The organism is Thiomonas sp. TH-17, assembly GCF_057473305.1.
Genome location: NZ_JBYCKI010000250.1, coordinates 1 through 14,312, shown reverse-complemented (window position 1 = coordinate 14,312; position 14,312 = coordinate 1). Strand labels below are relative to the sequence as shown.

Annotated in this window: 11 protein-coding genes; 7 read left to right on the top strand and 4 right to left on the bottom strand. The window is 64.9% G+C overall.

Going from position 1 to position 14,312, the window contains the following annotated elements:
• Nucleotides 1-590, bottom strand: a 590-nt coding sequence (locus tag AC2VLV_RS14630) for an IS1595 family transposase (protein WP_486990679.1), incomplete at its 3' end; no start/stop codon positions are given.
• Nucleotides 591-746: 156 nt separating this feature from the next.
• Here AC2VLV_RS14630 and AC2VLV_RS14625 point away from each other — a divergent pair.
• The 7 genes from AC2VLV_RS14625 (at nt 747) to AC2VLV_RS14595 (ending at nt 11,287) form a co-directional block, all read left to right on the top strand.
• A complete protein-coding gene (locus AC2VLV_RS14625) occupies nt 747-1,646 on the top strand; it encodes a BrxR family helix-turn-helix transcriptional regulator (RefSeq protein WP_486990678.1) in 900 nt (299 codons plus the stop codon).
• A gap of 127 nt (nt 1,647-1,773) precedes the next feature.
• Complete coding sequence (locus AC2VLV_RS14620; protein WP_486990677.1) at nt 1,774-3,573, top strand: sigma-70 family RNA polymerase sigma factor; 1,800 nt, start codon at nt 1,774-1,776, stop codon at nt 3,571-3,573.
• Nucleotides 3,573-5,084 carry an ATP-binding protein gene (locus AC2VLV_RS14615; protein WP_486990676.1) on the top strand — a complete coding sequence of 504 codons (1,512 nt, stop codon included), beginning with the start codon at nt 3,573-3,575 and terminating at the stop codon, nt 5,082-5,084. The genes AC2VLV_RS14620 and AC2VLV_RS14615 overlap by 1 nt, the downstream gene beginning before the upstream one ends.
• Before the next feature lie 2 nt (nt 5,085-5,086).
• Complete coding sequence (locus tag AC2VLV_RS14610) at nt 5,087-7,987, top strand: Z1 domain-containing protein (RefSeq protein WP_486990675.1); 2,901 nt, start codon at nt 5,087-5,089, stop codon at nt 7,985-7,987.
• On the top strand, nt 7,987-8,991 hold the full coding sequence (locus AC2VLV_RS14605) for a PD-(D/E)XK motif protein (protein ID WP_486990674.1): 1,005 nt from the start codon (nt 7,987-7,989) through the stop codon (nt 8,989-8,991). The genes AC2VLV_RS14610 and AC2VLV_RS14605 overlap by 1 nt, the downstream gene beginning before the upstream one ends.
• Nucleotides 8,978-10,771 (top strand): AIPR family protein, encoded by a 1,794-nt coding sequence (locus AC2VLV_RS14600; RefSeq protein WP_486990673.1) that lies wholly within the window; start codon nt 8,978-8,980, stop codon nt 10,769-10,771. The genes AC2VLV_RS14605 and AC2VLV_RS14600 overlap by 14 nt, the downstream gene beginning before the upstream one ends.
• 15 nt (nt 10,772-10,786) lie before the next feature.
• The gene (locus AC2VLV_RS14595; protein WP_486990672.1) at nt 10,787-11,287 is read left to right on the top strand and encodes a very short patch repair endonuclease; all 501 of its coding nucleotides are present in this window, start codon (nt 10,787-10,789) and stop codon (nt 11,285-11,287) included.
• Here AC2VLV_RS14595 and AC2VLV_RS14590 read toward each other — a convergent pair.
• The 3 genes from AC2VLV_RS14590 to AC2VLV_RS14580 all read right to left on the bottom strand — a co-directional run.
• Complete coding sequence (locus AC2VLV_RS14590; RefSeq protein ID WP_486990671.1) at nt 11,251-12,852, bottom strand: DNA cytosine methyltransferase; 1,602 nt, start codon at nt 12,850-12,852, stop codon at nt 11,251-11,253. The two genes, AC2VLV_RS14595 and AC2VLV_RS14590, sit on opposite strands and share 37 nt — an antisense overlap.
• A gap of 366 nt (nt 12,853-13,218) precedes the next feature.
• Nucleotides 13,219-13,362, bottom strand: a complete 144-nt coding sequence (locus AC2VLV_RS14585) for a hypothetical protein (protein ID WP_486990670.1) — start codon at nt 13,360-13,362, stop codon at nt 13,219-13,221.
• Nucleotides 13,363-13,457: 95 nt separating this feature from the next.
• Nucleotides 13,458-14,312, bottom strand: an 855-nt coding sequence (locus AC2VLV_RS14580) for an HD domain-containing protein (RefSeq protein WP_486990669.1), incomplete at its 5' end; no start/stop codon positions are given.

The following is a 14,312-nucleotide window of genomic DNA, read 5'->3' as shown; positions in this document are numbered from 1 at the left end:
GGATGCTCGAGCTTGGCATCCGTCTGCACCGCGATCAGGAACGCCTGCTTGTTCTCCGAGCCCCGTCCCGGCTTGCCGCCGTTGCGTTCCCCGCCCAGGTAGGCATCATCGATCTGCACGAAGCCCGACAGCCGGCGCGGCGCTTCGCGCTCGGCCATGGCCTGCATGACCTTGTGCTTGATGCGCCAAGCTGCTTTGTCCCTTGGGGACTCCCGTTGGTCGTAGTCCACCCCGAGATGGCGTTTCAACTCCAGCGCCGCCATGTTGGTCTTGGTGGCGGTCAGCAGGTGGATGGCCAGCAGCCAGGTGCGCAGCGGCAGCTTGGTGGCTTCGAAGACGACAAACGGAAGTCCCCAAGGGATCGTGCCGCTGAGCAGCGTCGTCTGATGACGGCAGGATCGGCACTGGTAGTACACCTGCCGACCGCGGCGAAAGCGCGAGCGCCGGCGGTCGTCGCAGGCCGGGCAGCGGAAGCCGTGTGGCCAGCGCGACTTGTACAGAGCGCGGTACGCTTTCGCTTCGGTGCCGTACTCCTGCATGAACTCGATCATCGACAGACCCTGTTGGAACTGGATGAGGTTGATCGACATGATGGTGCCCTCGGTGGAGAGGACGTCATCGTCACCCGCAGGCGTCGCAAATCACGCGACAACGGGCTGAGGATCAGGGCGAATCAGGATCGCTGATAGCATTTATTGGGCAGGTGCATGCGAGCAACTGGTGCGCGAAAGGCTTCGGCTGATCCGGTGGGCGAGTCTCAGCCGAAGCGGCTGTCCTTTATTGAACTCTGCGCGTTCTTCCGTGGCGAAGTCGGACGCGCCGATCTCGAAGCGCGCTTCGGAATTCGGCCGGCAGCTGCCACACGCGACTTCCTGATATACAGGACGCTCTCGCCGGATAATCTTCGCTACGACACATCGGCCAAGTCCTACGTGTCCGCCGCCCAGTTCAAGCCGGTGTTCGCGTTCGACACCAGTCGCGTGCTGTCATGGCTGATCCAGGGGTTCGGCGATGGCCTTTCCGCGCATACGCGCCGGCCGATTCCCGGAGAAGCTGCCGTGCTCCTGTTTGCATCGCCTCTCCAAACCCTCGCCACGATCACCCGGGCCATCCATCAGGCGAAACCCCTCGCCATCCGTTACTGGTCCGTTTCGTCAGGCGAGAGCCGTCGCACCATCGTTCTCTTCGCGCTGGTGGACAGCGGCCTGCGCTGGCGTGTGCGTGCTTACGATCGGGTGCGTGCGCGCTTCGGTGATTTCGTCAGTACCCGCATCGCGGCGCCACGCATCCCCGACGAAACTCCGGCCGAGCAGGAACGGCCATTGTCGGATCACCAGTGGGACCGCATGGTTGATATCGAACTCGTGCCGCATCCGGGTCTTGGACATCCGGGCGCAGTCGAGGCCGATCACCGAATCGGCGGCGGCATCCTAAAACAATCCGTGCGCGCGGCGGTTGCCTGCTACGCACTGCATCGCTGGCAGGAGGACTGCTCGCCCGATCACCGCTTGGATCCTAAATCACACCATCTCTGGCAGCGGAACATACTAACGCTTTACGGCGTCGAGAGCGCGGTGATGGCACGGGCTATCAGATCGACGGATCTGCGGAATGATAGGCGCGTGCATGTCACCGACATCGCCTAGAACCCGTCCGCCAGCCCCACCAGCAGGTGCCGCGGCACACTCTGAGGAGCCTGCCTGGGACGCTCCGCTGTTCGAGGCAGAGGCCGATGACATCGTGCGACCGACCACAGACGGTCACGACGAGATCGTGGACACTGTGGGCGTGCTCTGGGATCGCCTCTCCACGCTTGACCATGGATCCCGGAACGCGGATGGCGAGCTTCTCGATGAGGCGTTCACGCATGGCAGCCTCGATATCGGGCGAGCGACGCCGGTACCGCTGCTGAGGATCGGCCCCTCGCAGCCGGTATCCCCGTGGCCCATTCTGCGGAGATCGTTAATCCGCTTGCTGGTCCGTGCCGGCGAGCAGGGCTACGTGCTCCGCGAGCGGCTCCTGGATCACCTTCCGGCTCAGTTCGTGACGGCGGATACGCTTCAGACCATCAGCGCGCTGCTCGCGGACCAAGGCGTGGAGGTGCTGGACGAGCCGCCGTCCGGCAGCGAACTCCTTCTTGACTCGCCCGCCGCCGGCGCCTGCGGCTGGGATGAAGTAGCAGACGAGGAGCTGGCGCCGGGCAGCGATGCGTGGGAAGACATCGCCGCCATCTATTTCCGGCAGGCCACGGCCGTGCCGCTGCTCAGCCGCGAGGAGGAGCGCAGCTTGGCCCGGGCGCTGGAGCAGGCGCGCCGATCCTTCCTGCAGGTCATGACCGCATCACGGCCTGCCATGGAGGTGCTGCGCGAGACGCTGGCCGAGGTGCAGGCCGGACGCATCAGCGCTCACCGGATTTTCGACTGGCTGCCCGAGCGGATAGACAGTGCCGAGGCAGAGGACGAAGCACTCGAACCCGATCTCCATGCCGATCCGCCGGCAGCCAATGGCCCCGGTGACGCGCTCGCCACCATCCGCGCCAACTGTGCCGGACTGGCCGAACTGCTCGCTTCGGGCGTGCCAGCAGCCTCGCGCGAACAGGTCAAGTTCGCCGTTCTGCGGGACGAGCTCGTTGGTCAGCTCGGTGAAGCCAGATTTTCCGGCCACGCTATGAGGCGCTTGGTCGAGTCATTGGCTGTACCGGGACTGGACAATGTCAACCCTGACGATCTGCGGAAGATGGTGAGCGCGGCTAACGCCTGCCGCAAAGCCAGGGGCCGCCTGATCGAAGCGAACCTGCGCCTCGTGATGTGGGTCGCACGGAAATATCGCTGGACCGGCATGCCGCTCTCCGATCTGCTCCAGGAGGGCAACCTTGGACTCATGCGCGCAGTCGACCGGTTCGATCACCGGCGGGAAGCACGCTTTTCCACCTACGCGACCTGGTGGATCCGGCAGGGCATCACCCGCTCCATCGGGAACGACCTGCGTGTCGTACGGCTGCCGGTGCATGTCCACGAGACGCTCAATAAGGTAAAACATGCCCAGCGGCTCCTTGATTCCCAAGATGGGACAGAGCCGTCGCCTGCCCTCATCGCGGAACAGGTCGGGCTGCCCGAAGCGCGGGTGCGTCGGCTCTTGGCCATTTCATCGGATGCGATCTACATGGACTTCTGGGACGAGGAGGAATCTTTCGAGGTCGATGACGAGGCGGATTGCCGGACGCAGGCGGATGTACGGGTGTGCAGCGATGCCTTCGAGGCCACAGCACGCCTCCAGACTGCCGACGTCGTTGACCAAGTTCTTTCCGGGCTTCTCCCGCGTGAGGCGAAAATCCTCCGCATGAGATTCGGCATTGGCAACGGCGACGAGCAGACTCTTGAGGAGATCGGGAACAAATTCGATCTCACGCGGGAAAGGATTCGTCAGCTCGAGACCAAAGGCCTCCGGAAACTCCGCCATCCGGTCCGGCGCAGGGTTCTTGAAACCCTGACGGACGGGTTCAACCCGGACACGAAACGTGAAGTGCTCTGGGCGCACAGTGATCCGGACGAGACCGGCGGGGACGAAACCTGATGGACACGATCCTTGCTCCGCCGAAGGCCGGCGCGATGCTCGAATCCCTGCGCGGGATGGGCTACTCGGTGCCAGCCGCGCTGGCCGACATCATCGACAACAGCATCTCCGCCGATGCCGGCCGGGTCAGGATTGACTTCATCTGGAACGGCGAGAAGTCCCTGGTCCGCATCCTCGACGACGGCTCCGGCCTGAGCGAGGAGGAACTCGACCGGGCCATGCGGCTGGGGTCCAACAGCCCGCTGACCAGCCGTGGTGCGAACGATCTCGGCCGTTTCGGAATGGGCCTCAAGACGGCATCGCTCTCGCAGTGCCGGCGTCTCACCGTCGCCAGCCGGCGCGGACTGGATATTGCGTATCGCCGCTGGGATCTGGATTTCATTGCCCGCTCGGGAGGCGACCACTGGCATCTGCTGCCGGCGCCTGCCAAGGATTCCTTGTTTCACTTTGCGCCGCTGGCAGCGCAGACGCAAGGCACCGTGGTGCTCTGGGAGGAATGCGACCACATCGTGACGCCCGGCTTCACCGACCGCGACTTCCTCCATCTCGCGGATCGCGTCGAGCAGCACCTTGCGATGGTCTTCCACCGTTATCTCGAAGGTCCGTCGCCACGCCTGCGCCTTTACATCAACGGCGACGAGGATCGCCATCGCATCCGTGCCTGGGATCCCTTCCTGTCGGGTCACGCCGCAACCCTGCGGTCGCCGGTCGAGCGGATCGCCACCGGGCAGGGGACAGTTGAAGTTCAGGGGCATGTCCTGCCGCACCGGGACCGGATCAGTGCAGAGGAATTCGAGTCCGGCGGCGGCCCCGAAGGCTGGGCCGCCCAGCAGGGCTTCTACGTCTACCGCAACCAGCGACTGCTCGTCGCGGGTGGATGGCTGGGCCTGGGTTCCGGACGGGCCTGGACCAAGGAGGAAGCCCACAAGCTGGCGCGCATCCGGCTCGATATACCGAACACGGTTGACGAGGAATGGAAGATCGACATCCGCAAGGCAGTCGCCCGCCCGCCAGTCACGATCAGAAAGCGACTCACGCAGCTCGCGGAAAAAGTGAGATCGGACGCACGGCGGGTATTCGCACACCGCGGCCAGTACGGCGCCTCGGCACCCATGAAGGATCTGGTGCAGGCTTGGCGCGTGCAGGAAAGCACGTGCGGCGTCCGCTACCTGATTGACGAAAACCATCCGGCCGTCCGCTCAGTGCTCGACCAAGCAGGCGACCTGACGCCGCATGTGCGGATGATGCTCCGGATCATCGAGGAGTCGGTGCCGGTGCAGCGGATCTGGCTGGATACCGTCGAGCGCGGTGATGTGCCGCTGGCCGCCAGCAGTGACAGGCCGCCGCCGGAACTGCTCGAAACCCTCATGGACATATACCGCGATCTGGTCGGCAGGACCGGGATGCTGCCGGAAGTCGCCGTGCAGCAACTGCTGAGGACCGCACCATTCAACCGCTGGCCATCGGCCGTGCTCGAGCTGCCCGCGACTGCCGCAAGCGGGGGAACCTGAAAATGCATGAGATCGAAGACCTCGTAAGCCTCGTCCAGCAGAAGCTGTCGCGACTGAAACGCGACAACCAGCCGGTGACCCGGGAGGACATCGTCGCGGCTGTCGACCGGGCCTTCGAGTGGGAGCCGTCGTGGAAGACCACGGTGGATCGCGACCTCGCGCTGCGGATCCTGGTCGAGCGCAACAGCGTCTGGATCGGTGAGGAGAAGGTGCTGGAGGGCAACGACGACCACGTGGCCTGGCTCAATGCGACGGTAAAGACCGGCTGGCGCTACTGGCCGCGCTACCGCCTGCTGCTCGGCTCCCGCATGGCGGACACGACCATTGACAGCCTGGACCGGGTCACCGACCGCACCCTCGGTTTGCTGGAGAACCCGGCCCGCGACGGTGCCTGGGATCGGCGCGGCCTGATCGTCGGCCACGTCCAGTCGGGCAAGACCAGCAACTACGCCGGGCTGATCTGCAAGGCCGCCGACGCCGGTTACAAGATCATCATCGTGCTCGCCGGCATGCACAAGAACCTGCGCTCGCAGACCCAGATGCGGCTGGATGAGGGCTTCCTGGGCTACGAGACCAGCCCGTCGCGGGAGGAGCAGCCCCGGCACATCGGCGTCGGCCTGCTCGATCCCGATCAATCCATCCGCCCGAACTACGTCACCAACCGCGCAGACAACGGCGACTTCAGCACCAAGGTCGCCCAGCACCTCGGGATCACGCCCGATCAGCGCCCCTGGCTGTTCGTGGTCAAGAAGCACAAGACCGTTCTCACCCGCCTGCTAGAATGGATCGAAAACCGCGTCGCCGACATCACCGAGCAGGCGTCCGGCAAGAAGATGGTGACCCGGCTTCCGCTGCTGCTGATCGATGACGAAGCCGATAATGCCTCGGTGGATACCGGCCAGCAGGCCTTCGATGCCGAAGGCAAGCCCGACCCCGAACACGAGCCGAAGGCGATCAACAGCTTGATACGGCGAATCCTGCGCGCCTTCTCTCGCTCGGCGTTCGTGGGCTACACCGCCACGCCGTTCGCCAACATCTTCATCCACGAAAGGGGGCGGACGGATGAGGAGGGCGACGACCTCTTTCCGCGCAGCTTCATCATCAACCTGCCTGGCCCCTCGAACTACGCGGGCCCGGTGCGCATCTTCGGGGCTGGGACACGGGACTCCGGGGACGATGGGGACGCGGAGGGCGGCCTGCCGCTCATCCGCGAGATCGACGACTTCGCCGACAGCGACGATGAGGACGAGCGCGAGGGCTGGATGCCCCTGCGGCACCCCAACGGACACATGCCGCTGGTGCACGGCGAGGACACGATTCCGGACAGCCTCAAGGAAGCGGTGCTCTCCTTCGTGACCGGATGCGCAGTGCGGCAGCTGCGCCGGCAGGGGCAGGAACACTGCTCGATGCTGATCCATGTCACCCGATACAACAGCGTGCAGGACGAGGTGTGCCGCCAGGTCAACACTTTCCTGCTTGAAGTTCGCCAGCGCCTGAGGCGCGGCATCGGCGCACAGGAAATTCTGCAACAGTGTGAGGAACTCTGGCGAACGGATTTCGTTCCGACGACGACCCACATCAATGCCGTGTCATCACCCGACGAGCAGGTGGAGCTGCTTTCGTGGGAGAGCGTCCGGGCTATCCTCGCTGACGTTGCCGAGGACATCCATGTGCGCACGATCAACGGCACCGCGGGCGACGTGCTCGATTATTCAGCCCACCAGGGTGCGGGTCTCAAGGTCATTGCCATCGGCGGCGACAAGCTCGCCCGAGGTCTGACGCTGGAGGGTCTCACCGTCAGCTACTTCCTGCGCGCGTCGAAGATGTACGACACGCTCATGCAGATGGGCCGGTGGTTCGGCTACCGCCACGGCTATCTCGATATGTGCCGCCTCTACACCACGGGTGAACTGGAGAGCTGGTTCCGGCACATCACCGAGGCCAGCGAGGAACTGCGCGAGGAGTTCGACCACATGGTGTCCATCGGCGGCACGCCGAAGGACTACGGCCTGAGAGTCCGCTCGCACCCCGTGCTGATGGTCACCTCCAGGGTCAAGATGCGGACCGCCCGGAAGCTGTCCCTGTCCTACAGCGGGGAACTGGTCGAGACGACGGTTCTGCACCGGGACCGCGCCGTTCTGGAACGCAACCTGGCGGCGACCAGTCGCTTGGTGGAGCGGCTCGACGCGCCGGAGCGCGACCCCGAGCAGGCGCGGCCGGATGGCAAGCGCGCGACCTGGGCTGGCAGTCTGCTGTGGCGCGACGTCGCGGCCGAGCACGTCATTTCGTTCCTCGGTGGGTATGGCACGCACGAAGGAGCCTACAAGGTTAACAGTCAGATGCTCACCGAGTTCATCGACAAGATGTCGCGCCAAGGCGAGCTGACCAGCTGGACGGTTGCCGTGCTTGCGGGCCGTTCGGAGACGCCGGTGAACCTGGGCGGTCTGTCCGTGAAGGCGGTGGAACGCGCGCCGGACGGCCGGGCTGAAAACCAGGAACGGGATGGTCGCTATGTCATCCGGCGCCTCCTGTCGCCGCGCGACGAAGCCATCGATCTGGATCTCGACTCCTGGGCCGCAGCCCTTGAGCAGACGCGGAGGGCGTGGGCCAGCGATCCGGCCCGCGGCAGCCGGAAGAACGCGGACGAGATCACCGATCCGAACGGTCCCGCGATCCGCTATATCCGCGGACGCGGCCACCCGGAGACGAGGGTGCTGCCGCATCCAGAACGTGGCCTGTTGCTGATTTATCCGCTCGATCCGAAAACCGCAGGGCTGGACCACGCGGTGCCGGTGATCGCCGCAGGTGTCAGCTTCCCGGCAACCACGCTGAGAACCAAGGTCGAGTACGCGGTGAACAACGTGTACTGGGATCAGGAATACGGCGGAGGTGGAAACGAATGATGGACATCCGCGCCGTCTGGGCCTCACTCCCCAGACCCGCCGGGCAGACCGGATGGCAGGTGATTGCGATTCATCCGGAGGCCCACTTCCCGATCATGGCCGGCGTCCACCTGCCGGAGGGAGTCGAGGGATTACTGGTGGATGTTCCGGCCGATGCCATGCCGGCGGGCGTCGAGTACCCCGAGGCAAGCGGTTTCGAGGTGACGCCCGAACGGCTCGGCCGGACACGCAGCTCGCCGGTGAGGATCTGCCTGACCCGGGGCGGCAGAGGAAATCCGGACCTCTTCGCCATCCTCGCCGAGGACGTTGCGATGCGTGTGGCTTCGCAGCCGGATGCGGCGGGCGCCGTGCACGCGCTGCTGGCGCGCATCCGGTCGTGGCAGACCTTCATGCGCCATCACGAGGGCGAGCGCATGAGCGAGCCGGAGGAAACCGGCCTGGCTGGTGAACTCCTGCTTCTCGAAGCGGCGCTAATCCCCGGCGCCGACATTGCGATGGCCATCGACTGCTGGAGGGGGCCACTGGGCGCGCTGCATGACTTCCGTCTTGGCCAGGTCGCCATCGAGGTCAAGGCGACAGCCTCGCCGCGGAACAGCATTCGCATCACCTCGTTCGACCAGCTCGACGACTCCGGCCTGTCGGCGCTGTTCCTCGCCGTGGTGCGGCTGGGCACCGGAACAGGACGGACGCTGCCCGAACTGGTGGATAGACAGCGCACGCGGGTCAGGGCCGGAGCACCCACTCACGAGCATGCCCTGGACGAGCGCCTGCTGTCCGCCGGCTACGTTGGCGCGCACGCGCCGCTATACACGCGCCGCTTCGTTGCGGAGACGATCCGCTACTACCGCGTCGGCGCCGGATTTCCCCGCCTGATCCGCAGCACCGTTCCGGACGGCGTTGCGGAGGGAGCCTACGACGTCGAGCTGCGGGTCGCGGACCCATACCAAGTCACCGAGGCCACGGCGGTGGCGGAATTCCTGGGAGGCAGCGATGGAACTCGATGAGTTCGCGCGCCAGCTAAACAGCGAGGTGCATGACCGGATTACCAGCGGGACCGACGTCAGTCCGTTCTCGGAGTCCGTATTCACCGGGATCGTGCTGGATTACCTCGCGGAGATTGGCATGGTGGACAGCCCGCAGGTCTGCCATCACGAAGGGCGCCTGCGGAACGCAACGATCAGGATCAGTGGTTACTCCTTCACCGAGGAAGACGACCGGCTGGACCTGTTTGTGGCCGTCTTCCGCGATCAGGCCAGCCCCGAGCCTGTCCCGAAGGAAGTGCTGATGGATGCGGCCCAGCAGGCCGCGCGCTTCTACAAGGCGGTGGCGAAGGGCGGATATACCTCGCAGTTGGATCCCTCGACCGAGTCGTTCCAGCTGGGCACCGCGATCATGGATAAGCGCCGGAATCTCCAGGCTGTCAGGGTTTTTGTCATCACCGACGGTGTGATCAAGGAGAAGAAGTTCAAGTCCACGGAAGACGACGGCATCACGATCTCGCTCGAGGTGATGGACATCGAGCGCCTCTACCGCGGCATGCAGGCTGGCCTCCCGCGCGATGAAGTGCTAGTGGATTTCGAGAAACTGACGGGTCACCTGCTGCCCTGCGTGTTCGTCCCGACGACGGAGAGCTACACGACCTGCCTCGCCGTGATCCCGGGCAATGTCCTGCATGCGGTATATGAGCAGTACGGCGCGCGGCTGCTGGAATCCAACGTGCGGTCATTCCTCTCCGTCACCGGCAAGGTCAACAAGGGCATCCGCGAGACCCTGCGAACGAATCCGCAGATGTTCCTGGCCTACAACAACGGAATCGTGGTGACCGCGGACGAGGTGAAGCTGGACAGGATGCCGGACGGTGCGCCCGGCATTCGCTACCTGCGCGGCATGCAGATCGTGAACGGCGGCCAGACCACGGCCTCCATCCATAGGGCAAAGAAGACTGACAGGGCTGACCTCTCGAAGGTCTTTGTCCCCGCCAAGATCATCAACGTCGCCGACAAGGAGCACATCGGCGAGATGGTCAGCCACGTCTCGAAGTACGCGAACAGCCAGAACACCATCCAGCCAGCAGACTTTTCCGCCAACGAGCCCTTCCACATCCAGATCGAGAAGCTGGCCGACACAACCTGGTGTCCGGACCAGCGCGGGCGCTGGTTCTACGAGCGGGCCCGTGGAAGCTACCAAGTGGCGCTGTTCCGCGAGGGCGACACATCCGCGCGACTCAAACGCCTGAAGGAGATCATTCCGCCTCAGCGGAAGTTCTCCAAGCCGGAGCTGGCGAAGTACCTGAACGCCTGGGACCAGAAACCTCACTTGGTCAGCTTCGGATCGCAGAAGAACTTCGATGCGTTCATGCAGGATCTGCGCAAGCAGCAGGCCCGCGACTGGCGGCCGGACGAAGCTTGGTATCGGGAGCTAGTGGCCAAGGCCATCATTTTTCGCGAGGTGCAGCGCGTGGTCCGTAGCCAGGGATTCCCGGCGCACCAGGCAAACATCTGCGCCTATCTGGTTTCCTACTTGGCCAGTCGTTGCGATGGCGCCTTCGACCTTGGACGCGTGTGGAAGCAGCAGGGCATCTCTCCCGAACTGCGTTCCCTGCTGCTCCAGTGGGCGCCGCGCACCGATGAGGCCCTGCGATCCACCGCTGCAGGGCGCATGGTCACCGAGTGGGCGAAGAAGGAGGCCTGCTGGCATGCCATCCGGCAGCTCGACCTCGGAGCGCCAGGGCACCGCATTCCCGAATGGGGGCTGCCGGGAGCGACGCCCTCCTCGGACACCTGACCGGTCGCCCGCATAATGGATGTCGTGTCACCCGCTACCCGCAGCCGCATGATGGCGGGCATCCGTGCCCGCAACACGCGACCGGAGATGCTGGTGCGCAGGCTTCTGTTCGCTTCCGGCTTCCGGTTCCGCCTGCACAGGCGCGACCTGCCTGGCGCGCCGGACATCGTGCTGCCGAAGCACCGCTTGGCGGTCTTCGTGCATGGCTGCTTCTGGCACCAGCATGAAGGCTGCCCGCTGACGAAGATGCCGGGGTCGAACCGCGATTTTTGGAAGGAAAAGCTGGGGCGGAACCAGCGCCGGGACCGCGAGAACGTAGACAAGCTGGTCGCTGCGGGCTGGTGCGTCCTGGTGGTCTGGGAGTGCGCCACAAGGCTTGCGCCGCTGGCCACCACCTTGGAGCGGGATCTCGTTGCTGCGGTGCGCGCAGCGGATGCGAGCGCCGTGCTGCCACGGCAGCCCCTTCAAACCAGTTCCATCTATACCATCTCGCGCAGCGCTCGTCTCTCCTGTTGATCGGCCCGCACGTTGGCCGCCGTGTGCAGCAGGTCAAAGACCACCGCGCCCAGTTGCCGGGCCAATAGCGGCGGCACAGCATTGCCGACCTGCACATACTGCTCGGTGCGGTTGCCCTCGAAGAAATAATTGTCGGGGAAGGTCTGGAGCCGCGCAGCCTCGCGCACGGTCAGGCTCCTGCACTGCGCCGGGTCCGGGTGGATGTAATAGTGCCCGTCCTTGGCAATGTGGGACACCACCGTCGTGGAAGGCAGCGAACCGGTCTGCACGCGGAAACGATCCAGGAACGGCACGGTGTCCGCCGTGACGTTATCGTGGTCCGGCAACAGTGCGCGGGGGAAATGCCGGAGTTTCGGCGAGTGCCCGAATGCCTGCGCAAAGCAGGACACGAACAGATAGCGGTTGAGATCGGAGCGCATGTGCGCGCGCGTTTCATGCTGGCAGACGCCTTCCAGCCTATCGTCCTTCAGCCAGCTCACGAGTGTGGCCGGCATTCCTTGAAAGCTCAGGTTGGCGCGCTGGATGAAGCGTCCGCCCGTCCTCGACACGTCCAGCGCGCGTTCCAGCGCCACAGCCATTTCCGCCGCAACGGATTCCCGGATATCACGCGGGCAGCCCGTCAGATATCGGGTCGATTCCCGGAGTGCACGCAGCCACTCTTCGGTCGAGTCGGCCTCCCTGGAAAGCCGGCTCCTGATCCGCGGCAGACTCCCAATGGCTTCCTTGACGCTGACCGGCAGTCGGAACTGGAGTGGCTGATGCGGCGTCGCCGCCAGATCGCGGCGCACGCCAAGAAGGATGACGCGATGGCGCGTCTGCGGAACCCCGTAGCGCTCAGCCTCGAGGACATATTGGGCGGGCTCCAGCTGCTGTCCATCGCTGGGCGCAGCGAACGAGCGGATCTCGTACTCCAGATCCGGCGCCGGCCGCGACAGATCGCCGAGAATCCGCTCGAAAATGCCCGATCCATCGTGCGTGGAACTGAGGATGCCCTTCACGTTCTCCATCACGAAGGCAGGCGGGCGGAACTTCTCGATGATCCGCAGGTACTCCCGGTACAGCAGGTGCCGCTCATCCTGCTCGAAGGCCTTGGCGTCCACCGGCCGACGCCTGGACCTGCCCGCCATCGAGTAGGCTTGGCAGGGCGGCCCTCCGATCAGGACCCAAATGCCGGTGGTGCCGATGGCATCGCGGATCCAGGAATCGATCCGCGCTTCCGGGGTCTCGCCCAGGGTCGCGTGCCGGGCCTCGGTGCGGGCCTGCTCAATCTCCGGGGCGTGGGCGGCGAACAGCTCTTCGCGCCCAATATTGCCGCGGACAAAGTCGTAGTAGGCGTCCGGGACACGGCCCCGCGGAAAGCGCCGGAACATGGCGCGGAGCGTCAGTGTGCGGTGGGCAACCGCTTCCTTTTCGATGGACAGTCTGACGTCAAACACCTGATTCCCGACAGCATCAGCGACTGACGAGAACCCCTCTCCGAGCCCGCCCGGGCCTGCAAAAATATCCACCACGGGGATCGCGCTGCCCGGCATCTGGGCGAGTTCTTGTTTGTATGAACGAGTCATCGATGAACCCTACTAGGTTCGGCCTAATCTGTCGCGTGCGAAGCCGCGGGCATTGACCTGCTTGCCGATTTTCGGATCAGCTAAAAGTTGAGAAGATGGCTCACGCCAGTGTAGCGAGGAGCTTATGAGGAAGGTGCGCCTATTCCCCAAGGACATCGGACGCACCGCATGACGCTTCACGTGGTTCGTCCGCGCCGTGACTTTCCTCATTGGAGCCGCGCTTCGCGTGTCGGTGATTGACCTCACGAAACAGAATCGACGATGAAGGTCGAGGGCTATTCCAGCATCGGACTGTTGCACACGACGCTCCGCGCGGCGGCCGGGTCAGCCTTGTGGCGCGCCGCGCTTCGGCGATTGCCTGTGTTTCTACTTGTCTGCGCGGGGCCTGCCGCGCGCACGGCGCTTCCTGCGGGCGCGCGGACCCATCAGGCGTTCCGCGAGCAGACCGGACCCGATGGCAACCAGCGGAAAGACGAACAGGGCGACGAGGGCGATCAGATTCGGTTTCATGTGTGGATCCATGGACTGGACGCGTGCGCCGCGTCGGGAGCGATGCATCGAGCGATCTTCTCGCGGCGCGCGAGGAGCCTGTTCGCGCGCATTCGCTACCCCGCTGCTCTGAGGGCAGGGTGCAGCGGTGCTACCGGAGCAGGGCGCCGGTGGAACGGTTCGCCGGAGTGGGCGCGACGATGCCCTTCCAGCAGATAGTCGAGATCCCGTCGGTTGTGGCTGGCGGCGCTGAGCTGGTCGAGTTTCTCGACGATCTCGGCGACGACATGGCTGGGGGTCGTGCGTGTTTTGCCCGGTGCAGCCAGGTAACTGAAGAGGTGTCGCAGCGCGGTGGCGAGGGCGAGGTCGCGTTGTTCCAGCCAGCGAAGATGCGGCGCCAGCAGTTCGATCGTGGCGAACTCGTGGGGGACAACCAGCGCATAGTGCGGCCGCCGCAGTTCGCCCACGGTTTTGAGTTTGCCCAGGTCGTGCAGCAGGTAGCCCAGCTGGGCAAGACACGGCGACCAGGCGTCGTGGGGAATGATGCGACGCGTGAGCTCAGCGGCCAGGTCCAGCATCTCCGTGCTGTGCATCAGTAACCCGCCGACATCGGCGTGGTGATGGTTGACGCTGGCGCGGCAGCGCAGAAAGGGCAGGCCGATGGCGGGATCGAGCAGTACGTTGCGCAGGAAGCCGCTGAGGGGATCGGGCAGCGATTCCTCCAGTTGGTGCAGGCGCGCAAGTCCAGGCAGGGCCGCGTCCGGGCAGCGCTGAGAGGGCAACATGGCGGTGGCGCTGGGCACCTGATCTGGCGCCAGGGGCGCCAGCGTGCGTACCTTGAGTTGGGCATGGCCCTGGAAGACCTGTACCAGTCCGGTGACCGCGACCGGTGCGGGTGTGGCGGGACATGCGAGATGCGGTCGGTACTCCGGCCAGACGAAGCCAAGGGTCCGGCCCGTGGCATCCTCCAG